The organism is Pseudomonas spelaei (genome assembly GCF_009724245.1).
Lineage (GTDB): Bacteria > Pseudomonadota > Gammaproteobacteria > Pseudomonadales > Pseudomonadaceae > Aquipseudomonas > Aquipseudomonas spelaei.
Genome location: NZ_WNNK01000002.1, coordinates 96,766 through 114,462 on the forward strand (window position 1 = coordinate 96,766; position 17,697 = coordinate 114,462).

Consider the following 17,697-nt stretch of genomic DNA (forward strand, 5'->3'; position numbering starts at 1 on the left):
GGCTGCACCTTTGCGGTGTAGCTCGCTTATACGAGTCTTGATCACCATGCTAGTGCCCTCTCCCTGGCGCGCCGACTTTCCGGCCATCGCCACCCTGCAACGGCAAGACCAGACCTACCTGGACAGCGCCGCCACCACGCAAAAACCTCAAGCCCTGCTGGACGCCATCAGCCATTACTACGCCAATGGCGCAGCCAATGTGCACCGTGCCCAGCATTTGCCGGGCGCCCATGCAACCCAGGCCTTTGAGGACAGCCGCAACAAAGTGGCGCAGTGGCTCAATGTCGGCGACGACGGGCAGATCATCTTCACCCACGGCGCGACGTCTGCGCTGAACCTCCTGGCCTATGGCCTCGAACATCTTTTCAAGCCCGGCGACGAGCTTGTCATCAGCGCCCTGGAACACCACGCCAACCTGCTGCCCTGGCAGCAACTGGCCAAACGTCGGGAGCTTGAGCTGGTGGTGTTGCCGCTCGACAACGACGGCCTGATCGACCTGGAAGCCGCCGCCCGACTGATCGGCCCGCGTACCCGACTGCTGGCAGTGAGCCAACTGTCCAATGTGCTCGGCGCCTGGCAGCCGTTGCCACAGTTACTGGCGCTGGCCAAGGCTCACAACGCCATGACCGTGATCGACGGCGCCCAAGGCATTGTCCACGGTCGCCATGATGTGCAGGCCCTGGGCTGCGACTTCTATGTGTTCTCCAGCCACAAACTCTACGGCCCGGACGGCGTCGGCGTGCTTTACGGCCGCACCGAGGCGCTGCACCACCTGCGCCATTGGCAGTTTGGTGGCGAAATGGTGCAACAGGCCGACTACCACAGTGCCAGCTTCCGGCCGGCGCCTCTGGGTTTCGAGGCAGGAACACCGCCGATTGCCGGAGTGATTGGCCTGGGGGCGACCCTCGACTACCTGACCTCACTGGATCAACCAGCGGTGATGGCTCACGAAGCCGCACTGCATGACTATCTGTTGCGTGGCTTGAAAGCGCGCAATGGCGTACGGCTACTGGGTTCACCGCACGTGGCCCTGGCCAGCTTCGTGGTGGAAGGCGTGCATAACGCCGACCTCGCCCACCTGCTGACCGAGCAGGGCATTGCGGTGCGGGCCGGTCATCATTGCGCGATGCCGTTGCTCAAGGCGATGCAGTTGTCAGGCGCGATCCGTGTGTCCCTGGCGCTGTACAACGACTCCGACGACCTGGAGCGTTTCTTTGAAGCGCTGGATCAGGCACTGGACATGCTGCGATGAGCCTGCCCGCGGATGCGGTTGCCGCGCTGGAAGCCTTTCAGGCAGTCACCAGCTGGGAGCAACGTGCGCGCATGCTGATGCAATGGGGCGAGCGGCTACCGGCCTTGGCGGACGAAGATAAGGTCGACGCCAACCTGGTGCAGGGCTGTGAAAGCCTGGTGTGGTTGGTGGGGCGTTTACACAACGGCCATTGGCAGTTTGCTGCCAGCAGTGATGCACGGCTGATTCGCGGGCTGGTGGCGCTGTTGCTGGCACGGGTCAACGGGTTGTCTGCCGCTGAACTGCAGGCCGTTGACTTGCCGGGCTGGTTTGAGCAACTGGGCCTGTCGCGGCAGTTGTCACCGTCGCGTAGCAACGGCCTGAATGCAGTATTGCAGCGCATGCGGGAATTAAGCCGTACGCAACACTAAATGTGGGAGCTGGCTTGCCTGCGATGGCGGCGGGTCAGTCAATACTGCTTTAACTGATACACCGCCATCGCAGGCAAGCCAGCTCCCACATTTTGATTTGCATCCGGCAGTGAGGCTCAGGTTGCCTTGACCCGCTCCGAAGGCCTGCGCACCCCAGCCACAATCTTGTCCACCGCCTTGGTGGCTGCCACCATGCCAAACGTCGCCGTCACCATCATCACCGCGCCAAACCCGCCGGCGCAGTCCAGCTTCACGCCATCGCCGACAAAACTCTTCTGCAAACAGATGCTCCCGTCCGGCTTCGGATAGCGCAGTTGCTCCGTGGAAAACACACACGGCACGCTGTAATGACGGGTCACTGTACGGGAGAAGCCGTAGTCACGACGCAAGGTCGAACGCACTTTCGACGCCAGCGGATCATTAAACGTACGGTTCAAGTCACACACCTGAATCAACGTCGGATCAATCTGCCCACCCGCGCCGCCAGTGGTGATGATCTGGATCTTGCGCCGCTTGCACCAGGCAATCAGCGCCGCCTTGGCGTTGACGCTGTCGATGCAGTCGATCACGCAATCGATGGTGGGGGTGATGTACTCGGCCATGGTGTCGCGGGTGACGAAGTCCGTCACCGCGTGCACGGTGCAATCAGGATTGATCCCACGCAGGCGCTCGGCCATGACTTCGACCTTGGCCCTGCCCACAGTGCTGTCCAGCGCATGCAACTGGCGGTTGCTGTTACTGACACAGACATCATCCAGGTCAAACAGCGAAATCTCGCCCACGCCACAACGGGCAATGGCTTCCGCCGCCCAGGAGCCGACACCGCCGACGCCGACGATCGCCACATGGGCCGCCTTCAAGCGTTCCAGGCCTTCAATGCCATACAAGCGGGCGACGCCGGCAAACCGTGGATCTTCTGTACTCATGACCATTACCCCAAAAACCGGCGCGTATTATAGGGCGTTGCCGCGACAAGTTCGAAGCTTCCAGCTACAAGTTAAGAACTTAGATGGACTTTCGCTGCCCAATGACCGGTTTTTCTCGGCTTGCTGTACGGTCAGTGAAAGGCCGGTGTAGGATGCGCGCCGTTCGGCGCAAGCCGACACCTCTTTTCGTTCCACACCCTTTGGAACCCGAAATCGCCATGTCATCGCGTAAATTTGGACTCAACCTGGTGGTGGTGCTGGCAATTGCCGCGCTGTTCACCGGCTTCTGGGCGCTGATCAACCGCCCGGTCACTACCCCTAACTGGCCTGAGCAGATCTCCGGTTTTTCCTACTCGCCGTTCCAGCAAGGCCAGTTCCCGCAGAAAGACCAGTACCCGACCGACGACCAGATGCGTCAGGATCTTGCGATCATGAGCAAGCTGACGGACAACATCCGTACCTACTCGGTCGACGGCACCCTGGGGGATATCCCCAAGCTGGCAGAAGAGTTCGGCCTGCGGGTGACCCTGGGGATCTGGATCAGCCCGGACCTTGAGCGCAACGAGCGCGAGATCCAGCGTGCCATCGAGATCGCCAACAGCTCCCGCAGCGTGGTACGGGTAGTGGTGGGCAACGAAGCCCTGTTCCGCGAAGAAATCACCCCTGAAGCGCTGATCGTGCTGCTGGATCGAGTGCGTGCCGCCGTCAAGGTGCCGGTGACCACCTCCGAGCAATGGCACATCTGGGAAAAGAACCCGCAACTGGCCAAGCACGTCGACCTGATCGCCGCCCACATCCTGCCGTTCTGGGAATTTATCCCGATGGATAAGGCTGGCCAGTACGTACTCGACCGTGCCAGGGACCTGAAGAAATTGTTCCCGAAAAAGCCGCTACTGCTGTCGGAAGTTGGCTGGCCGAGCAACGGACGTATGCGCGGTGGCAATGAAACGTCGCCGGCAGACCAGGCGATTTACCTGCGTACGCTGGTGAATAAACTGAACCGCCAAGGCTACAACTACTTCGTGATCGAGGCCTTCGACCAGCCTTGGAAAGTCAGTGACGAAGGCTCCGCCGGCGCCTATTGGGGCGTTTACAACGCCGCACGCCAACAGAAATTCAATTTTGATGGCCCGGTCGTCGCGATCCCGCAATGGCGGGTACTGGCGATCGGCTCGGTGGTGCTTGCGCTGCTGTCCCTGACGTTGCTGATGATCGACGGTTCGGCCTTGCGCCAGCGTGGCCGGACTTTCCTGACTTTTATCGCGTTCCTCTGCGGATCGGTACTGGTGTGGATCGGCTACGACTACAGCCAGCAATACAGCACATGGTTCAGTTTGACGGTAGGTTTCCTGCTGGCACTCGGTGCCCTCGGGGTGTTTATCGTGTTGCTGACCGAGGCCCACGAACTGGCGGAAGCGGTCTGGACTCACAAGCGCCGGCGTGAATTCCTGCCGGTTGAAGGTGATTCGGACTACCGCCCGAAGGTCTCGATCCACGTGCCTTGCTACAACGAGCCACCGGAGATGGTCAAACAGACCCTCGATGCCCTGGCCGCCCTCGACTATCCGGACTACGAAGTCCTGATCATCGACAACAACACCAAGGACCCGGCTGTGTGGGAGCCGGTGCGCGACTACTGCGAAACCCTGGGCCCGCGCTTCAAGTTCTTCCATGTCTCGCCCCTGGCCGGTTTCAAGGGCGGCGCGCTGAACTACCTGATCCCGCATACCGCCAAGGATGCCGAAGTGATCGCGGTGATCGACTCCGATTACTGTGTTTCGCCGAACTGGCTCAAGCACATGGTGCCGCACTTCGCCGACCCGAAAATCGCCGTGGTGCAATCACCGCAGGATTATCGCGACCAGAACGAAAGCACCTTCAAGAAGCTCTGCTACGCGGAATACAAAGGCTTCTTCCATATCGGCATGGTCACCCGTAACGACCGCGATGCAATCATCCAGCACGGCACCATGACCATGACCCGTCGCTCGGTGCTTGAAGAGCTGGGCTGGGCCGACTGGTGCATTTGCGAGGACGCCGAACTGGGCCTGCGCGTATTCGAGAAAGGCCTGTCGGCGGCGTACTACCACGACAGCTACGGCAAGGGCCTGATGCCCGATACCTTTATCGACTTCAAGAAACAGCGTTTCCGCTGGGCCTACGGGGCGATTCAGATTATCAAGCGGCACACCGCCAGCCTCTTGCGCGGCAAGGACACCGAACTGACCCGTGGCCAGCGTTACCACTTCCTCGCGGGCTGGTTGCCGTGGGTAGCGGATGGCATGAACATCTTCTTCACCGTGGGCGCCCTGTTGTGGTCGGCGGCGATGATTATCGTACCGACGCGGGTTGACCCGCCGCTGCTGATTTTCGCGATCCCGCCGTTGGCGCTGTTTGTGTTCAAGGTCGGCAAGATCATCTTCCTCTACCGTCGTGCGGTGGGTGTGAACCTCAAGGATGCGTTCTGCGCGGCGTTGGCCGGGCTGGCGTTGTCCCACACCATCGCCAAGGCGGTGCTGTACGGTTTCTTCACCACCAGCATTCCTTTCTTTCGCACACCGAAAAACGCCGATAACCACGGTTTCTGGGTAGCGATTTCCGAAGCACGGGAAGAGATGTTCATCATGCTGCTGTTGTGGGGCGCGGCGCTGGGGATTTACCTGGTGCAAGGCCTGCCAAGCAATGACATACGCTTCTGGGTAGTGATGTTGCTGGTGCAATCGCTGCCGTATGTGGCGGCCTTGATCATGGCGTTCCTGTCATCGCTGCCGAAACCTTCGGCACCGGAGCCGGAACCCGCTCCAGTGGGCTAAAAACCTGCGCAATGCACTAAACGGCGGCCTCTGGCCGCCGTTTTGCTATAAGATAACGGCCATTTTGTGAGACTTGGCCCAGGCTAATGCTTTATGTGGGAACGGGCTTGCCCGCGATAGCGTCATGTCAGGCGGCATCTCATTTGAATGTGCCGCCGCCATCGCGGGCAAGCCCGCTCCCACATTGACCTTCGTCGACCCAAGCCTCTATCCACATTCGTCCTGCGCCCACCACATGCTTTCCGGAGTTATTTACATGACGGCCCACGCCGACCTTTCGCCGACCCTCCAACTCGCTATCGACCTGATCCGTCGCCCGTCGGTGACGCCGATCGACGCCGATTGCCAGAAGCTGATGATGCAGCGCCTCGGCGACGCCGGTTTTGCGCTTGAGCCAATGCGCATCGAGGATGTGGATAACTTCTGGGCCACCCACGGCAAACACGAAGGCCCGGTGCTGTGCTTCGCCGGTCACACCGACGTGGTGCCAACCGGTCCGGTAACGGCCTGGCACAACGATCCGTTCGACGCATTGATCGACGAACACGGCATGCTCTGCGGCCGTGGCGCGGCGGACATGAAAGGCAGCCTGGCCGCGATGCTAGTGGCCTCGGAGCGTTTCGTCACTGACTACCCGGACCACAAGGGTTCCGTCGCCTTTCTGATCACCAGCGACGAAGAAGGCCCGGCACACCACGGCACCAAAGCCGTGATCGAACGCCTGGCAGCCCGCAAGGAGCGTCTGGACTGGTGCATCGTCGGCGAGCCGTCGAGCACCACCCTGGTGGGCGATGTGGTCAAGAATGGCCGTCGTGGCTCCCTCGGTGCCACCCTGACCGTTCGCGGCGTACAAGGCCACGTCGCTTACCCGCACCTGGCGAAGAACCCGATCCACCTGGCGGCCCCGGCCCTGGCCGAACTGGCCGCCGAGCATTGGGACGACGGCAACACCTTCTTCCCGCCGACCAGCTTCCAGATTTCCAACCTCAATTCCGGCACCGGCGCTACCAACGTGATCCCCGGTGACCTGACGGCGGTGTTCAACTTCCGCTTTTCCACCGAGTCCACCGTCGAAGGCCTGCAACAGCGGGTTGCGGCGATTCTCGACAAACATGGCCTGGACTGGCATGTGGAGTGGGCGCTGTCGGGCCTGCCGTTCCTCACCGAGCCCGGCGCGCTGCTCGATGCCGTGTCTGCGAGCATCAAGGCCATCACCGGTCGCGAGACCAAGGCATCCACCAGCGGTGGCACCTCCGACGGGCGCTTTATTGCGACCCTCGGTACTCAAGTGGTGGAACTGGGTCCGGTCAACGCGACCATTCATCAGGTCAACGAGCGCATCCTCGCCAGCGACCTCGACGTGTTGACCGAAATTTATTACCAGACCCTGATCAAGTTGCTCGCCTGATGCTTGCTTGCCCCATTTGCAGTGCGCCACTGAACGAAGTGGACAATGGCGTGGCCTGCCCGGCCGGGCACCGTTTCGACCGGGCGCGCCAGGGTTACCTGAACCTGTTGCCGGTGCAGCACAAGAACAGCCGTGACCCCGGTGACAACCTGGCCATGGTTGAAGCCCGCCGCGACTTTCTCAACGCCGGACATTACGCCCCAGTGGCCAAGCGCCTTGCGCAATTGGCCGCTGAACGCAAGCCCCAGCGCTGGCTGGACATCGGCTGTGGCGAGGGTTACTACACCGCACAAATCGCCGATGCCCTGCTGCGCGCCGATGGTTATGCCCTGGATATTTCCAAGGAAGCGGTCAAGCGTGCCTGCAAGCGTAACCCGACGCTGACCTGGTTGATCGCCAGCATGGCCCGGGTGCCGTTGGCCGATGCCAGCTGCCAATTCCTCGCCAGCGTGTTCAGCCCGCTGGACTGGCAAGAGGCCAAGCGCCTGCTCAGCCCGGGCGGCGGTTTGATGAAGGTTGGCCCGACCAGCGGTCACCTGATGGAGCTGCGCGAGCGCCTGTACGACGAAGTGCGTGAGTACACCGACGATAAGCACTTGGCGTTGGTGCCCGAAGGCATGAGCCTGCAACACAGCGAAACCCTGGAGTTCCAGCTCAGCCTGGCCGACCCCAAGGACCGCGCCAACCTGCTGGCCATGACGCCCCACGGCTGGCGCGCCAGTGCCGAACGGCGAGCGCAAGTGATTGAAGACCCGGAGCCGCTGCGGGTCACTGTTTCGATGCGCTACGACTATTTCGTGCTTCAATAAGCCTTTGTTTTTTGGCCTCTTGGGCCGACCCTGAACCCGCGAATGGATTTTCGAAATCCCGCAACGAGGAACATCCATGCGCCAACCTGATATCGAGATTTACCTCAAGGACGCCGACGTCGACCACAAGGCCATCGCCGCCTGGCTGGGTGCCGCGCTGGGCCCATGCACCGATTGGGTCCAGCGAGGTCAGACCTACAAGTGCAAGGCCGGCAGCGTGCCAGTCACCTGGCTGCCGAAAGCCGTCGGCAAGTGGAACAGCCTGTACCTGGAAAGCGACCAGACCCCATGGGAAGACGACATCGCCTGCGCCCGCGCCGCCTTTGCCGCGCTGAACGTCGAAGTGCGCTGCGCACCGGGTAGCTGGGTCGAGGAAGAAGGCGAAGAAAGCGCTGACACCTGGATTCGTATCAGCGAAGACGGTGAAGAGCAGATCACCTGGAAAACGGCCTGATCTAAAGCTGCGAACCCGTTTAAAAATGTGGGAGCTGGCTTACCTGCGATAGCATCACTGTGGCCTGTCTGATAGACCGCGGTGTCTGCATCGCAGGCAAGCCAGCCCCCACATTTGATCGGGTTACCAGAACAAGATCTGCTCAGGCTTACAACCCCACCACATCCTCAGCCTGCAAGCCCTTCTCACCGCTCACCACGGCGTATTCAACTTGCTGGCCCTCGGCCAGGGAACGGTGCCCTTCACCGCGAATGGCGCGATAGTGCACAAACACATCCTTGCCATCTTCACGCTGGATAAAGCCATAACCCTTGGCGTCGTTGAACCACTTCACATTGCCGGTCTCGCGCGTTGCCATCTGTTTTGCTCCCATGGTTTTTATTGTTGAGTCAGTAAGCATTGAACTGCCGAGTATAAGACAGGCTCAAAAACTCTCAACTCAAGATTACTTCGCTGCTTTTTTGCCGATTTTCGGTGAATACGGCACACTAGTCGCCCGAGCAACTGCTCGGTTTTCCTCACTCAAAGCAGAAGCCGTATGACCCGTTCTCCATTTCGCCGTCTGGTATTTGGCACCTTGCGCCGACTGTTGTACCTCTGGGTTCGCTCGGAGACGATCAACCAGTCGTCCCTTACCCTGAATCTCGACCGCAGCCGACCGGTGTTTTATGTCCTGCAATCCCCCTCCCTGACCGAATTGGCCGTGGTCGATACCGAGTGCACCAAGGCCGGCCTGCCGCGCCCGGTGCTGCCCGTGTCGGTTGGCGCACTGCTGGAACCCGCTGCGTTCTTCTACCTGACGCCAGACCCGGATTGGCTCGGTCGCCAGGACAAGCGCGGTGCACCACCGACCCTGACCCGCCTGGTCAATGCCCTGACCGAGCACCCCGAAGAGAATGCACAAATCATTCCGGTCAGCGTGTTCTGGGGCCAGTCGCCGGACAGCGAATCCAGCCCGTGGAAACTGCTGTTCGCCGACAGCTGGGCCGTCACCGGCCGCCTGCGCCGCCTGCTGAGTATTCTGATCCTCGGCCGCAAGACCCGGGTGCAATTCTCCGCCCCGATCAACCTGCGCGAGTTGATCGAGCACAATAAAGGCCACGAACGCACCGTACGGATGGCCCAGCGGATCCTGCGGGTGCATTTTCGCAACCTGAAGACCGCCGTGATCGGTCCCGACCTGTCCCATCGCCGCAATCTGGTAAAGGGCCTGGTGAACATGCCGCTGGTACGCCAGGCGATCCTCGATGAAGCCGAACGGGAGAAGATCACCCCGGAGAAAGCCAAGGCCCAGGCCCTGCGCTACGGCAACGAGATCGCCTCGGACTACACCTACACCGCGATCCGCTTCCTGGAAGTGGTGCTGAGCTGGTTCTGGAACAAGATCTACGACGGCATCAAGGTCAACAACATCGAAGGCGTGCAAAAGGTCGCCCAAGGTTATGAAGTCATTTATGTGCCGTGCCATCGCAGCCATATCGACTACCTGCTGCTCTCCTATCTGCTGTTCAAGAACGGCCTGACCCCGCCGCACATCGCGGCCGGGATCAACCTGAACATGCCGGTGATCGGCAGCCTGCTGCGGCGTGGCGGGGCGTTTTTCATGCGCCGCACCTTCAAGGGCAACCCGCTGTACACCTCGGTGTTCAACGAATACCTGCACACCCTGTTCACCAAGGGCTTCCCGGTGGAATACTTCGTCGAGGGTGGGCGCTCCCGCACCGGGCGCATGCTGCAACCGAAAACCGGGATGCTGGCGATTACCCTGCGCAGCTTCCTGCGTTCCTCACGCATGCCGATCGTGTTTGTGCCGGTGTACATCGGTTACGAGCGGGTGTTGGAAGGCCGTACCTACCTGGGCGAACTGCGCGGTGCCAGCAAGAAGAAAGAATCGATTTTCGATATCTTCAAGGTCATCGGCGCGTTGAAACAGCGCTTTGGCCAGGTCGCCGTGAACTTTGGCGAACCGATCAAGCTCGCCGAATTCCTCGACCAGGAACAACCCGACTGGCGGGCCCAGGAGCTGGGACCGAACTACAAGCCAGCCTGGCTCAACGAAACCACCAACCGCCTCGGCGAGCGGGTGGCACAACACTTGAACGAAGCGGCGGCGATCAACCCGGTCAATCTGGTGGCGCTGGCACTGCTGTCCACCAGCCGCCTGGCCCTGGATGACCAGTCCATGGCACGGGTGCTGGATTTGTACCTCGCGCTACTGCGCAAGGTGCCCTACTCACCGCACACCACGTTACCCGAAGGCGATGGCCAGGCGCTGATCAAGCACGTCAAGGACATGCAACTGCTGTCGGAACAGAGCGATGCCCTGGGCAAGATTCTGTACCTGGACGAGCAGAACGCCGTCCTGATGACCTACTACCGCAACAACGTGCTGCACATCTTCGCCCTGCCGGCGTTGCTGGCCAGTTTCTTCCAGAGCAGTTCGCGCATGAGCCGCGAACAGATCCTGCGCTACACCCGCGCGCTCTACCCGTACCTGCAATCAGAGCTGTTTATCCGTTGGTCCCTCGACGAACTGGATGCGGTGGTCGACCAGTGGCTCGAAGCCTTTGTCGAACAAGGCCTGCTGCGCTTTGAGAATGAGGTCTACCTGCGCCCGGCCCCAAGTTCTCGGCACTTTGTGCTGCTGACGCTGTTGTCCAAGAGCATCGCCCAGACCCTGCAGCGCTTCTATATGGCCATCTCGCTGCTGCTCAACAGTGGCCAGAACAGTATCAGCGCCGAAGAACTGGAAGACTTGTGTACGGTCATGGCCCAGCGCCTGTCGATCCTGCATGGCCTGAATGCACCGGAGTTCTTCGATAAAAGCCTTTTCCGACACTTCATCCAGACCCTGCTGGAGCAAGATGTGCTGCGCCGCGATGAAGCTGGCAAGCTGAGCTATCACCCATTGCTCGGCGAGCTGGCCGAAGGCGCAGCCAAGCGCGTGTTGCCGGCGGAGATTCGCCTGTCGATTCGCCAGGTGGCGTTACATCGCAATGAAGAACTGACCGAGAAGCCCTCCGTACCTGAAGAAACCCGCTAGATTTACCGAGGCGCCAGGGTGTTTCTGGCGCCGTTGACAAGGAGCTGTACCATGAAAAAACTCATCCTGCTGGGCCTGACTGCATTGCTGGGAGCCTGCCAAACCATGAACCCTACTCCCAAGGCCAGCCTCGACGGCGAAGTGTTCTACCTGCAACGCATCGCCCTGCCACCGGCCGCGACCTTGAGTGTCAGCCTGCAAGATGTCTCCCTGATGGACGCACCCGCAGTGACCCTGGCCGAGCAGAAAGGCCCGGTCAAAGGCCAGGTGCCGCTACCGTTTCACCTGAGCTACGACCCTGCCCAAGTCAAACCTGGCCATAGCTATTCGGTCAGCGCTCGCATCGAACTGGATGGCAAGCTACTGTTTATCACCACCGAGCGGCATTCAGTGCAGTTGAACGGCCAGGATCCCCAGCCGTTGCGCCTGCGCGTCGATGCGGTTGCCCACTGACTCCCTCAGACAAAAGGAAGCACCCATGCTCCGTAACTCTCTTCGCTTGACCGCCCTGTGTGCCGGCCTGCTGCTCGGTGCCAACGCCATGGCCCTGTCACTGGGCGACCTGTCCCAGGGGGACGCCACTGGCGGCCTCAAGGACGCCTTGACCCAAGGTGCGCAGATTGCCGTCAAACAACTGGGCGTACCCGGTGGTTTCAGCAATAACCCCGAAGTAAAAATCGGCTTGCCGGGCAAGTTGGACAAAGCCGCCGGCGCACTGAAAATGCTCGGTATGGGCGACCAGCTCACGCAACTTGAAACCAGCATGAACAAAGCGGCCGAATCCGCGGTGACCCAGGCCCAGCCGATTCTGGTGAATGCCGTGAAAAACATGAGCGTGAGCGATGCCAAAGGCATCCTCAGCGGCGGCCAGGACTCGGCGACCCAGTACCTGGACAAAAGCAGCCGCGAGCAGATCCGCGCCAAGTTCCTGCCCATCGTCAAGCAATCCACTGACAAGGTCGGTGTCGCTCAGCAGTACAACGCCCTCGCCAAAAAAGCCCCGATGGGTTTGCTGGGTGACAAGGGGTCCAGCATCGAAAACTACGTGACCGAGCAAGCGCTGGATGGGTTGTTCAAGATGATTGCCCAGCAGGAAGAAAGCATTCGCAAGAATCCGGCGGCGGCAGCTACCAGCTTAGCCAAGAAAGTCTTCGGGGCGCTGTAGAAACATAACAGGCAGCCACCAAGGAATGTTTACGACATCTATAAAAGCGCCCTAAATAACTCAGGGCGCTTTTATATGAACTTTGATTACTAACACCGGAACAGAACGTTATCAACGCCAACCGAAACAATGTATTTAGTAGCGAATAGCTCGATTAAAGTTAGAACTTGAACTTATCGAGACCCCATTACTATTGTTGTTCAGGTTGTTATTTTCGTTATTAATATGGATATTCACGTCAGGCTTGTGATTTCTATGATTGCCACACCCTCTTCCCATACCCATGCCCATCAGCTGTAAAGGCAACGTCAACAAACTAAGTAACATACATACCCCTTAACATCATTTTTAGAGTTAATCTTCCGCGACCTCATCGCCAGAAGAAACAACCTGTTTATCAGGTAATCCTAAGTGGCATGGAGGCTAAAAAGGTTCCTTGACCCGACGCATTACAACTCCACGCTCTGCACAGGGGCACCGCCTACGTCGTGAAACACCGCCCCTGGATTATTATTGGCCTTGCCCGTCGGTAGCTATCTGGCCCAAATCGCTAGCCGAGCCGCTGACGACTAAATAGGCAAAGAAGTGAGCGGCATCGCTGGAGGTACGCCAGCCAGCACTGCGGGGCGCGCAGAGGGCTGTGCGACGGGAGATTCAGCTTCAGCAAAAGGGGTATGGGGTACCTGCTCGGCAAGCTTTTCGCGGGGCACTGGTACCGCAAATGCTGTGCGGGGAGCAAGGGTTGCGCGGGTTGCAATCTCTGCTGATGCATCAGGGGCCGGTACCGACGCGGGAAGGGTATTATCGGGCTGCGCTACAACCTCTCCTACTGTCGTTTGAGTGTCGGCCAAGCCAATAGCCATCTTAACGGGAGGATCATCCTCTTTGGTCGGGCTGGCGGGCTCACTCTTGGTGATTGCTTCCATCGCCTTGGTTGCACCAAAAGCTGCTGCGCCACTGACTACCCCCACTCCTATGGCCTTAAGAACCGGCGCAGCAATAGCCGCCAAGAGAGGTAAGAAAAAAGCCATGATCGTATTCCTTATGTCTGGTTTGTTCCTGACGACAGGGCTCAATGACCAGGGAAGGCAGTGAAACCCTGCTGAAAACGCCGCCGCTGAACGGGCACGCTTTCTTGTGTGCTAAAAGCATCGTCGTCAGTTCCAATGCGTCGACATTTTCTTCCGACGGCCCCCTACAAAGTCGATGGTTTGATCCTGAACCACGCCGCATACAGCGCCGGCAGAAACAACAGCGTCAACGCTGTCGCCACAATCAATCCACCCATGATAGCCACCGCCATCGGCCCGAAGAATACGCTGCGCGACAGCGGGATCATCGCCAGTACCGCCGCCAGAGCGGTCAGCACAATCGGCCGAAAACGTCGGACGGTCGCTTCAATAATGGCCTGCCATGGAGCCAACCCTGCCTTGATGTCCTGCTCGATCTGGTCCACCAGGATCACCGAGTTGCGCATGATCATTCCCGACAGTGCGATAGTCCCCAGCATCGCCACAAAACCAAACGGCTGACGGAATATCAGCAGGAACAATGTGACGCCGATCAGACCCAATGGCGCGGTCAGAAAGACCATGGCCGTGCGTGAGAAGCTGCGCAGTTGCAGCATCAGCAAAGTCAGCACCACCACGATAAATAGCGGCACCCCGGCCTTGACCGAGTTCTGCCCACGGGCGGAATCCTCTACCGTGCCGCCGACCTCCAGCAGGTAGCCATCCGGCAGCTCGGCACGTACGCCTTCCAGGGTCGGCAAAATCTGCTGGACCAGGGTCGCCGGTTGTTCCTTGCCGTAGATATCAGCGCGAATGGTGACCGTCGGCAGCCGGTTGCGGTGCCAGATGATGCCTTCTTCAAAGCCGTATTCCAAGGTCGCGATCTGCGACAGCGCGACGCTTTTACCGTTGTCGGTCGGAACCGCCAGGCTCGGCAGCAACGACAGCTCGGTGCGTTCATGCACGGTGCCGCGCAAGAGGATTTCGATCAACTCGTTGTCCTCCCGGTATTGGCTGACACTGGAACCGGTGAGGGAACTCTGGAGAAATTTCGACAGATTCGCGGTGCTGACACCCAAGGCGCGCGCGCGATCCTGATCGACATTGAGATAAACGATCTTGCTCGGTTCCTCCCAGTCCAGGTGCACGTTGACTACGCGAGTATTTTCGCGAACCTTGGCCGCCACTTTGCGCGCCAATACGCGTACTTCCTCGATGTGTTCACCTGTGACGCGGAACTGCACCGGGTAACCAACGGGTGGACCGTTCTCAAGACGCGTGACACGTGAACGCAAGTCCGGGAATTGTTCATTCAGGGTTTCGATCAGCCAGGTGCGCAGGCTTTCACGCTCCTCGATGGTCTTGGCCAGGACCACAAATTGGGCAAAACTCGCGGCCGGCAATTGCTGATCCAGCGGCAAGTAGAAACGTGGCGACCCTGTGCCAACGTAAGCCACATAGTTTTCGATCTCGGCGTGTTCTTTAAGCAGGCCTTCCAGACGCTTGACCTGGTCAGCGGTGTTGCTCAAGGAGGCGCCTTCGGCCAATTTCAGGTCGACCATCAGCTCCAGTCGCCCGGAGGCCGGAAAGAACTGCTGGGGCACAAAACGAAACAGCGCCACCGAGCCGATAAACAGCAGCAGCGTCAGCACGATCACCGTTTTGCGGCGCCGCACACACCACTCCACCAAGCGTCTTACCCGCTGATAAAACGGTGTGCCGTAGGGATCCGGGCCATCGGCACCCTGTTTGGCTGCATGAATCTTCGCCAGGTCCGGCAGGAGCTTCTCCCCCAGGTAAGGCACGAACACCACGGCGGCAACCCAGGAGGCCAACAGCGCGATGGTCACCACCTGGAAGATCGAACGGGTGTATTCGCCAGTACTCGACTGCGCAGTGGCAATCGGCAGGAAGCCAGCAGCGGTAATCAGGGTGCCCGTGAGCATCGGAAAGGCAGTACTGGTCCAGGCGAAACTGGCGGCCTTGAGCCGGTCGTAACCCTGTTCCATTTTGATCGCCATCATCTCCACGGCGATGATCGCGTCATCCACCAGCAATCCAAGGGCCAGCACCAACGCACCGAGAGAGATCTTGTGCAAGCCAATCCCCAGGTAATACATCGTGGCAAAGGTCATCGCCAACACCAGTGGAATCGCCAGTGCGACCACCATGCCAGTACGTACGCCCAACGAGAAGAAACTCACCAGCAACACAATGGCCAGGGCCTCGGCCAGAACCCGGACGAATTCGCCGACGCTGGTTTTCACCGCCGCTGGTTGGTCAGACACTTTGCGCAGCTCCATACCTGCGGGAAGGTTCTTCTGCAGACGCGCGAATTCATGTTCCAGGGCTTTGCCCAACACCAGAATGTCACCACCGTCCCGCATAGCCACTGCCAGGCCGATCGCGTCGTTACCCATGTAACGCATGCGCGGTGCGGGTGGATCGTTGAAGCCACGGTGGATCTCGGCCACATCGCCGATGCGGAAAGTGCGGTCACCCACACGAATCGGGAAGTTGCGGATTTCTTCCACGGTCTTGAAATTGCCGGACACACGCAGCTGCACGCGCTCGCTCGGTGTTTCAAAGAAGCCGGCGGTAGACACCGCGTTCTGCTCTTGCAATGCCTTCTGCACGGCGGCCAATGGCAAGCCAAGGGTCGCCAGCTTGAGGTTCGACAACTCGATCCAGATCTTCTCGTCCTGCAAACCGAGCAATTCAACCTTGCCCACATCCGGCACTCGTTGCAGCTGAATCTGGATGCGATCGGCGTAATCCTTGAGCACGGCATAGTCGAAACCGTCACCGGTCAACGCGTAGATATTGCCGAAGGTAGTGCCGAACTCATCATTGAAAAACGGGCCCTGAATGTCCGGCGGCAGGGTCTGACGAATGTCGCTGATCTTCTTGCGCACCTGATACCACAGGTCAGGAATTTGCGCCGAATGCATGGAGTCCCGGGCAATAAAAGTGACCTGGGATTCCCCTGGCCGCGAGAAGGAAACAATGCGCTCGTACTCGCCAGTCTCCATCAGTTTCTTTTCAATGCGCTCGGTGACCTGGCGCGAAACTTCCTGGGCCGTAGCACCCGGCCAATTGGTCTTGATGACCATGGCCTTGAAGGTGAACGGCGGGTCTTCGCTTTGCCCCAACTTGGTGTAGGACAAGGCGCCCACTACGGCCAGCAGGATCATCAGGAACAGTACGATCTGGCGATTACGCAACGCCCATTCGGAAAGATTGAAACCCATCGGGGACTACTCCTTGGCCGCCAGATTCACTACCCGATTGGAGCGATCCACCGGGCGCACTTGCTGGCCCTCATGGAGCACATGGACACCAGCAGCAATTACCCAGTCGGTGGGGTTCAGACCTTCCAGCACCGGTACGTTTTTCTCGCCGAAGGCGCCGATCCGCACCGGTACCCGCTTGAGGGTGTTGTCGGGCTGTACCCGCCAGACGTAGGACGCACCGTTCTCCGCACTCAAGGCAGACAGCGGTACGGAAAGAGGAATAACGCCGTCGGCTTGTATGAATACTCGGGCGCTCTGCCCCAGCTCCGCCGGGACTTTGCCACCGGTAAAGGCGACACGCGCGGCGAAAGTCCGCGACTTGGGATCCGCCGCTGGCGACAGCTCGCGGATCCGCCCGTTGAAACGCTGGTCCGGCTGGCTCCACAACTCCACGGAAACCGGCTGGCCAATCTTGAAGCGGCCAAAACTTTGTTCCGGCAGGCTGATGAGCACTTCCCGCTCACCGTCGGTGGCCAGGGTGAACACCGTCTGGCCGGCGGACACCACCTGACCCACTTCCACCGCACGTTTGGCCACGACCCCGTCCTGGGGCGCCCGCAGCACGGCGTAACCAGCCTGATTGTTGGCCACGTCGAACTCGGCCTTGATCTGCTTGAGGCGTGCCTCGCCTGCGCGGTACATGTTTTCGGAATTGTCGTACTGGGAGCGGCTGACCATCTGACGATCCATCAGGGTCTTGTAGCGATCACGTTCAGCACGCACCAGACTCAGGTTGGCCTCAGCGGCAGCGACCTGGGCGCGGGTGGCTTCCAATTGCAGGCGCACGTCCTGGGGATCGAGTTCTGCCAGGGACTGGTTAGCCTTGACCCGCTCGCCCTCCTCCACCAGTCGGCGATTGACTTTGCCACCAATGCGAAAAGCCAGGTCTGGCTCGTAACGAGCGCGCACTTCACCCGGGTAGCTGTCCATCGCCTGGGCCGAAGGCTGTGGCTGAACCACCATGGCCGGGCGGATGGAGGCTTGGGTCGCTTCTTCATGGCCGCAGGCAGCCAATAGAAATGCCAGGCTGACAGGCAACGCGAGGGGCAGGACAAGGCTGCGCATGCTGAAGGACCTTTCGCTAATAGTGCTAGGAATAATTATACTGGCCGGT

General features: G+C 59.7%; 14 protein-coding genes. 9 read left to right on the forward strand and 5 right to left on the reverse strand.

Annotated features, from left to right (window positions below; genetic code table 11):
• Nucleotides 1–46: 46 nt before the first annotated feature.
• Nucleotides 47–1,252 (forward strand): aminotransferase class V-fold PLP-dependent enzyme, encoded by a 1,206-nt coding sequence (locus GNF76_RS02585; protein ID WP_155581627.1) that lies wholly within the window; start codon nucleotides 47–49, stop codon nucleotides 1,250–1,252.
• Complete coding sequence (locus tag GNF76_RS02590; protein ID WP_155581628.1) at nucleotides 1,249–1,662, forward strand: SufE family protein; 414 nt, start codon at nucleotides 1,249–1,251, stop codon at nucleotides 1,660–1,662. The genes GNF76_RS02585 and GNF76_RS02590 overlap by 4 nt, the downstream gene beginning before the upstream one ends.
• A gap of 116 nt (nucleotides 1,663–1,778) precedes the next feature.
• On the opposite strand, the gene tcdA is transcribed toward GNF76_RS02590, so the two are convergent.
• Complete coding sequence (gene tcdA / locus GNF76_RS02595; protein ID WP_379652565.1) at nucleotides 1,779–2,588, reverse strand: tRNA cyclic N6-threonylcarbamoyladenosine(37) synthase TcdA; 810 nt, start codon at nucleotides 2,586–2,588, stop codon at nucleotides 1,779–1,781.
• A 218-nt stretch (nucleotides 2,589–2,806) separates the two neighbouring features.
• Between tcdA and GNF76_RS02600 the strand changes: the two genes are divergently transcribed.
• From GNF76_RS02600 to GNF76_RS02615, 4 genes are all read left to right on the forward strand, one after another.
• Entirely contained in the window at nucleotides 2,807–5,401 is a 2,595-nt protein-coding gene (locus tag GNF76_RS02600; protein WP_155581630.1) for a glycosyltransferase, read from the forward strand.
• A 256-nt stretch (nucleotides 5,402–5,657) separates the two neighbouring features.
• Nucleotides 5,658–6,809 carry a succinyl-diaminopimelate desuccinylase gene (dapE, locus tag GNF76_RS02605; RefSeq protein WP_155581631.1) on the forward strand — a complete coding sequence of 384 codons (1,152 nt, stop codon included), beginning with the start codon at nucleotides 5,658–5,660 and terminating at the stop codon, nucleotides 6,807–6,809.
• Complete coding sequence (locus tag GNF76_RS02610; protein ID WP_155581632.1) at nucleotides 6,809–7,618, forward strand: putative RNA methyltransferase; 810 nt, start codon at nucleotides 6,809–6,811, stop codon at nucleotides 7,616–7,618. Before dapE ends, GNF76_RS02610 begins: the two co-directional genes overlap by 1 nt.
• Nucleotides 7,619–7,694: 76 nt before the next feature.
• Nucleotides 7,695–8,072, forward strand: coding sequence for a hypothetical protein (locus GNF76_RS02615; RefSeq protein ID WP_155581633.1), 378 nt, complete (start codon nucleotides 7,695–7,697; stop codon nucleotides 8,070–8,072).
• 148 nt (nucleotides 8,073–8,220) lie between these two features.
• Here the strand turns inward: GNF76_RS02615 and GNF76_RS02620 are convergent, their stop codons facing one another.
• Nucleotides 8,221–8,430: a cold-shock protein gene (locus GNF76_RS02620; RefSeq protein ID WP_024073812.1), complete on the reverse strand. Its 210-nt coding sequence runs from the start codon at nucleotides 8,428–8,430 to the stop codon at nucleotides 8,221–8,223.
• A 180-nt stretch (nucleotides 8,431–8,610) separates the two neighbouring features.
• Here GNF76_RS02620 and plsB point away from each other — a divergent pair, with 180 nt between their 5' ends.
• From plsB to GNF76_RS02635, 3 genes are read left to right on the forward strand one after another with little or no spacing between them, the layout of a single operon-like run.
• Nucleotides 8,611–11,115 (forward strand): glycerol-3-phosphate 1-O-acyltransferase PlsB, encoded by a 2,505-nt coding sequence (gene plsB / locus GNF76_RS02625; RefSeq protein WP_155581634.1) that lies wholly within the window; start codon nucleotides 8,611–8,613, stop codon nucleotides 11,113–11,115.
• Between the two features lie 51 nt (nucleotides 11,116–11,166).
• Nucleotides 11,167–11,568, forward strand: a complete 402-nt coding sequence (locus tag GNF76_RS02630; protein WP_155581635.1) for a YbaY family lipoprotein — start codon at nucleotides 11,167–11,169, stop codon at nucleotides 11,566–11,568.
• A 25-nt stretch (nucleotides 11,569–11,593) separates the two neighbouring features.
• The gene (locus GNF76_RS02635; protein ID WP_155581636.1) at nucleotides 11,594–12,280 is read left to right on the forward strand and encodes a DUF4197 domain-containing protein; all 687 of its coding nucleotides are present in this window, start codon (nucleotides 11,594–11,596) and stop codon (nucleotides 12,278–12,280) included.
• Nucleotides 12,281–12,849: 569 nt separating this feature from the next.
• On the opposite strand, the gene GNF76_RS02640 is transcribed toward GNF76_RS02635, so the two are convergent.
• From GNF76_RS02640 to GNF76_RS02650, 3 genes are all read right to left on the reverse strand, one after another.
• A complete protein-coding gene (locus tag GNF76_RS02640; RefSeq protein ID WP_155581637.1) occupies nucleotides 12,850–13,311 on the reverse strand; it encodes a hypothetical protein in 462 nt (153 codons plus the stop codon).
• Between the two features lie 164 nt (nucleotides 13,312–13,475).
• Nucleotides 13,476–16,541 carry an efflux RND transporter permease subunit gene (locus GNF76_RS02645; RefSeq protein WP_155581638.1) on the reverse strand — a complete coding sequence of 1,022 codons (3,066 nt, stop codon included), beginning with the start codon at nucleotides 16,539–16,541 and terminating at the stop codon, nucleotides 13,476–13,478.
• 6 nt (nucleotides 16,542–16,547) lie between these two features.
• On the reverse strand, nucleotides 16,548–17,648 hold the full coding sequence (locus GNF76_RS02650) for an efflux RND transporter periplasmic adaptor subunit (protein ID WP_155581639.1): 1,101 nt from the start codon (nucleotides 17,646–17,648) through the stop codon (nucleotides 16,548–16,550).
• Nucleotides 17,649–17,697 lie beyond the last annotated feature (49 nt).

Excerpts from the sequence above, each read along its gene's own strand:
- GNF76_RS02620 (WP_024073812.1), bottom strand. The coding sequence starts at position 8,430 with ATGGCAACGCGCGAGACCGGCAATGTGAAGTGGTTCAACGACGCCAAG.
- GNF76_RS02640 (WP_155581637.1), bottom strand. The coding sequence starts at position 13,311 with ATGGCTTTTTTCTTACCTCTCTTGGCGGCTATTGCTGCGCCGGTTCTT.
- plsB (WP_155581634.1), top strand. The coding sequence starts at position 8,611 with ATGACCCGTTCTCCATTTCGCCGTCTGGTATTTGGCACCTTGCGCCGA.
- GNF76_RS02645 (WP_155581638.1), bottom strand. The coding sequence starts at position 16,541 with ATGGGTTTCAATCTTTCCGAATGGGCGTTGCGTAATCGCCAGATCGTA.
- GNF76_RS02615 (WP_155581633.1), top strand. The coding sequence starts at position 7,695 with ATGCGCCAACCTGATATCGAGATTTACCTCAAGGACGCCGACGTCGAC.
- GNF76_RS02590 (WP_155581628.1), top strand. The coding sequence starts at position 1,249 with ATGAGCCTGCCCGCGGATGCGGTTGCCGCGCTGGAAGCCTTTCAGGCA.
- GNF76_RS02585 (WP_155581627.1), top strand. The coding sequence starts at position 47 with ATGCTAGTGCCCTCTCCCTGGCGCGCCGACTTTCCGGCCATCGCCACC.
- tcdA (WP_379652565.1), bottom strand. The coding sequence starts at position 2,588 with ATGAGTACAGAAGATCCACGGTTTGCCGGCGTCGCCCGCTTGTATGGC.
- GNF76_RS02635 (WP_155581636.1), top strand. The coding sequence starts at position 11,594 with ATGCTCCGTAACTCTCTTCGCTTGACCGCCCTGTGTGCCGGCCTGCTG.
- GNF76_RS02600 (WP_155581630.1), top strand. The coding sequence starts at position 2,807 with ATGTCATCGCGTAAATTTGGACTCAACCTGGTGGTGGTGCTGGCAATT.
- GNF76_RS02650 (WP_155581639.1), bottom strand. The coding sequence starts at position 17,648 with ATGCGCAGCCTTGTCCTGCCCCTCGCGTTGCCTGTCAGCCTGGCATTT.
- GNF76_RS02630 (WP_155581635.1), top strand. The coding sequence starts at position 11,167 with ATGAAAAAACTCATCCTGCTGGGCCTGACTGCATTGCTGGGAGCCTGC.
- dapE (WP_155581631.1), top strand. The coding sequence starts at position 5,658 with ATGACGGCCCACGCCGACCTTTCGCCGACCCTCCAACTCGCTATCGAC.
- GNF76_RS02610 (WP_155581632.1), top strand. The coding sequence starts at position 6,809 with ATGCTTGCTTGCCCCATTTGCAGTGCGCCACTGAACGAAGTGGACAAT.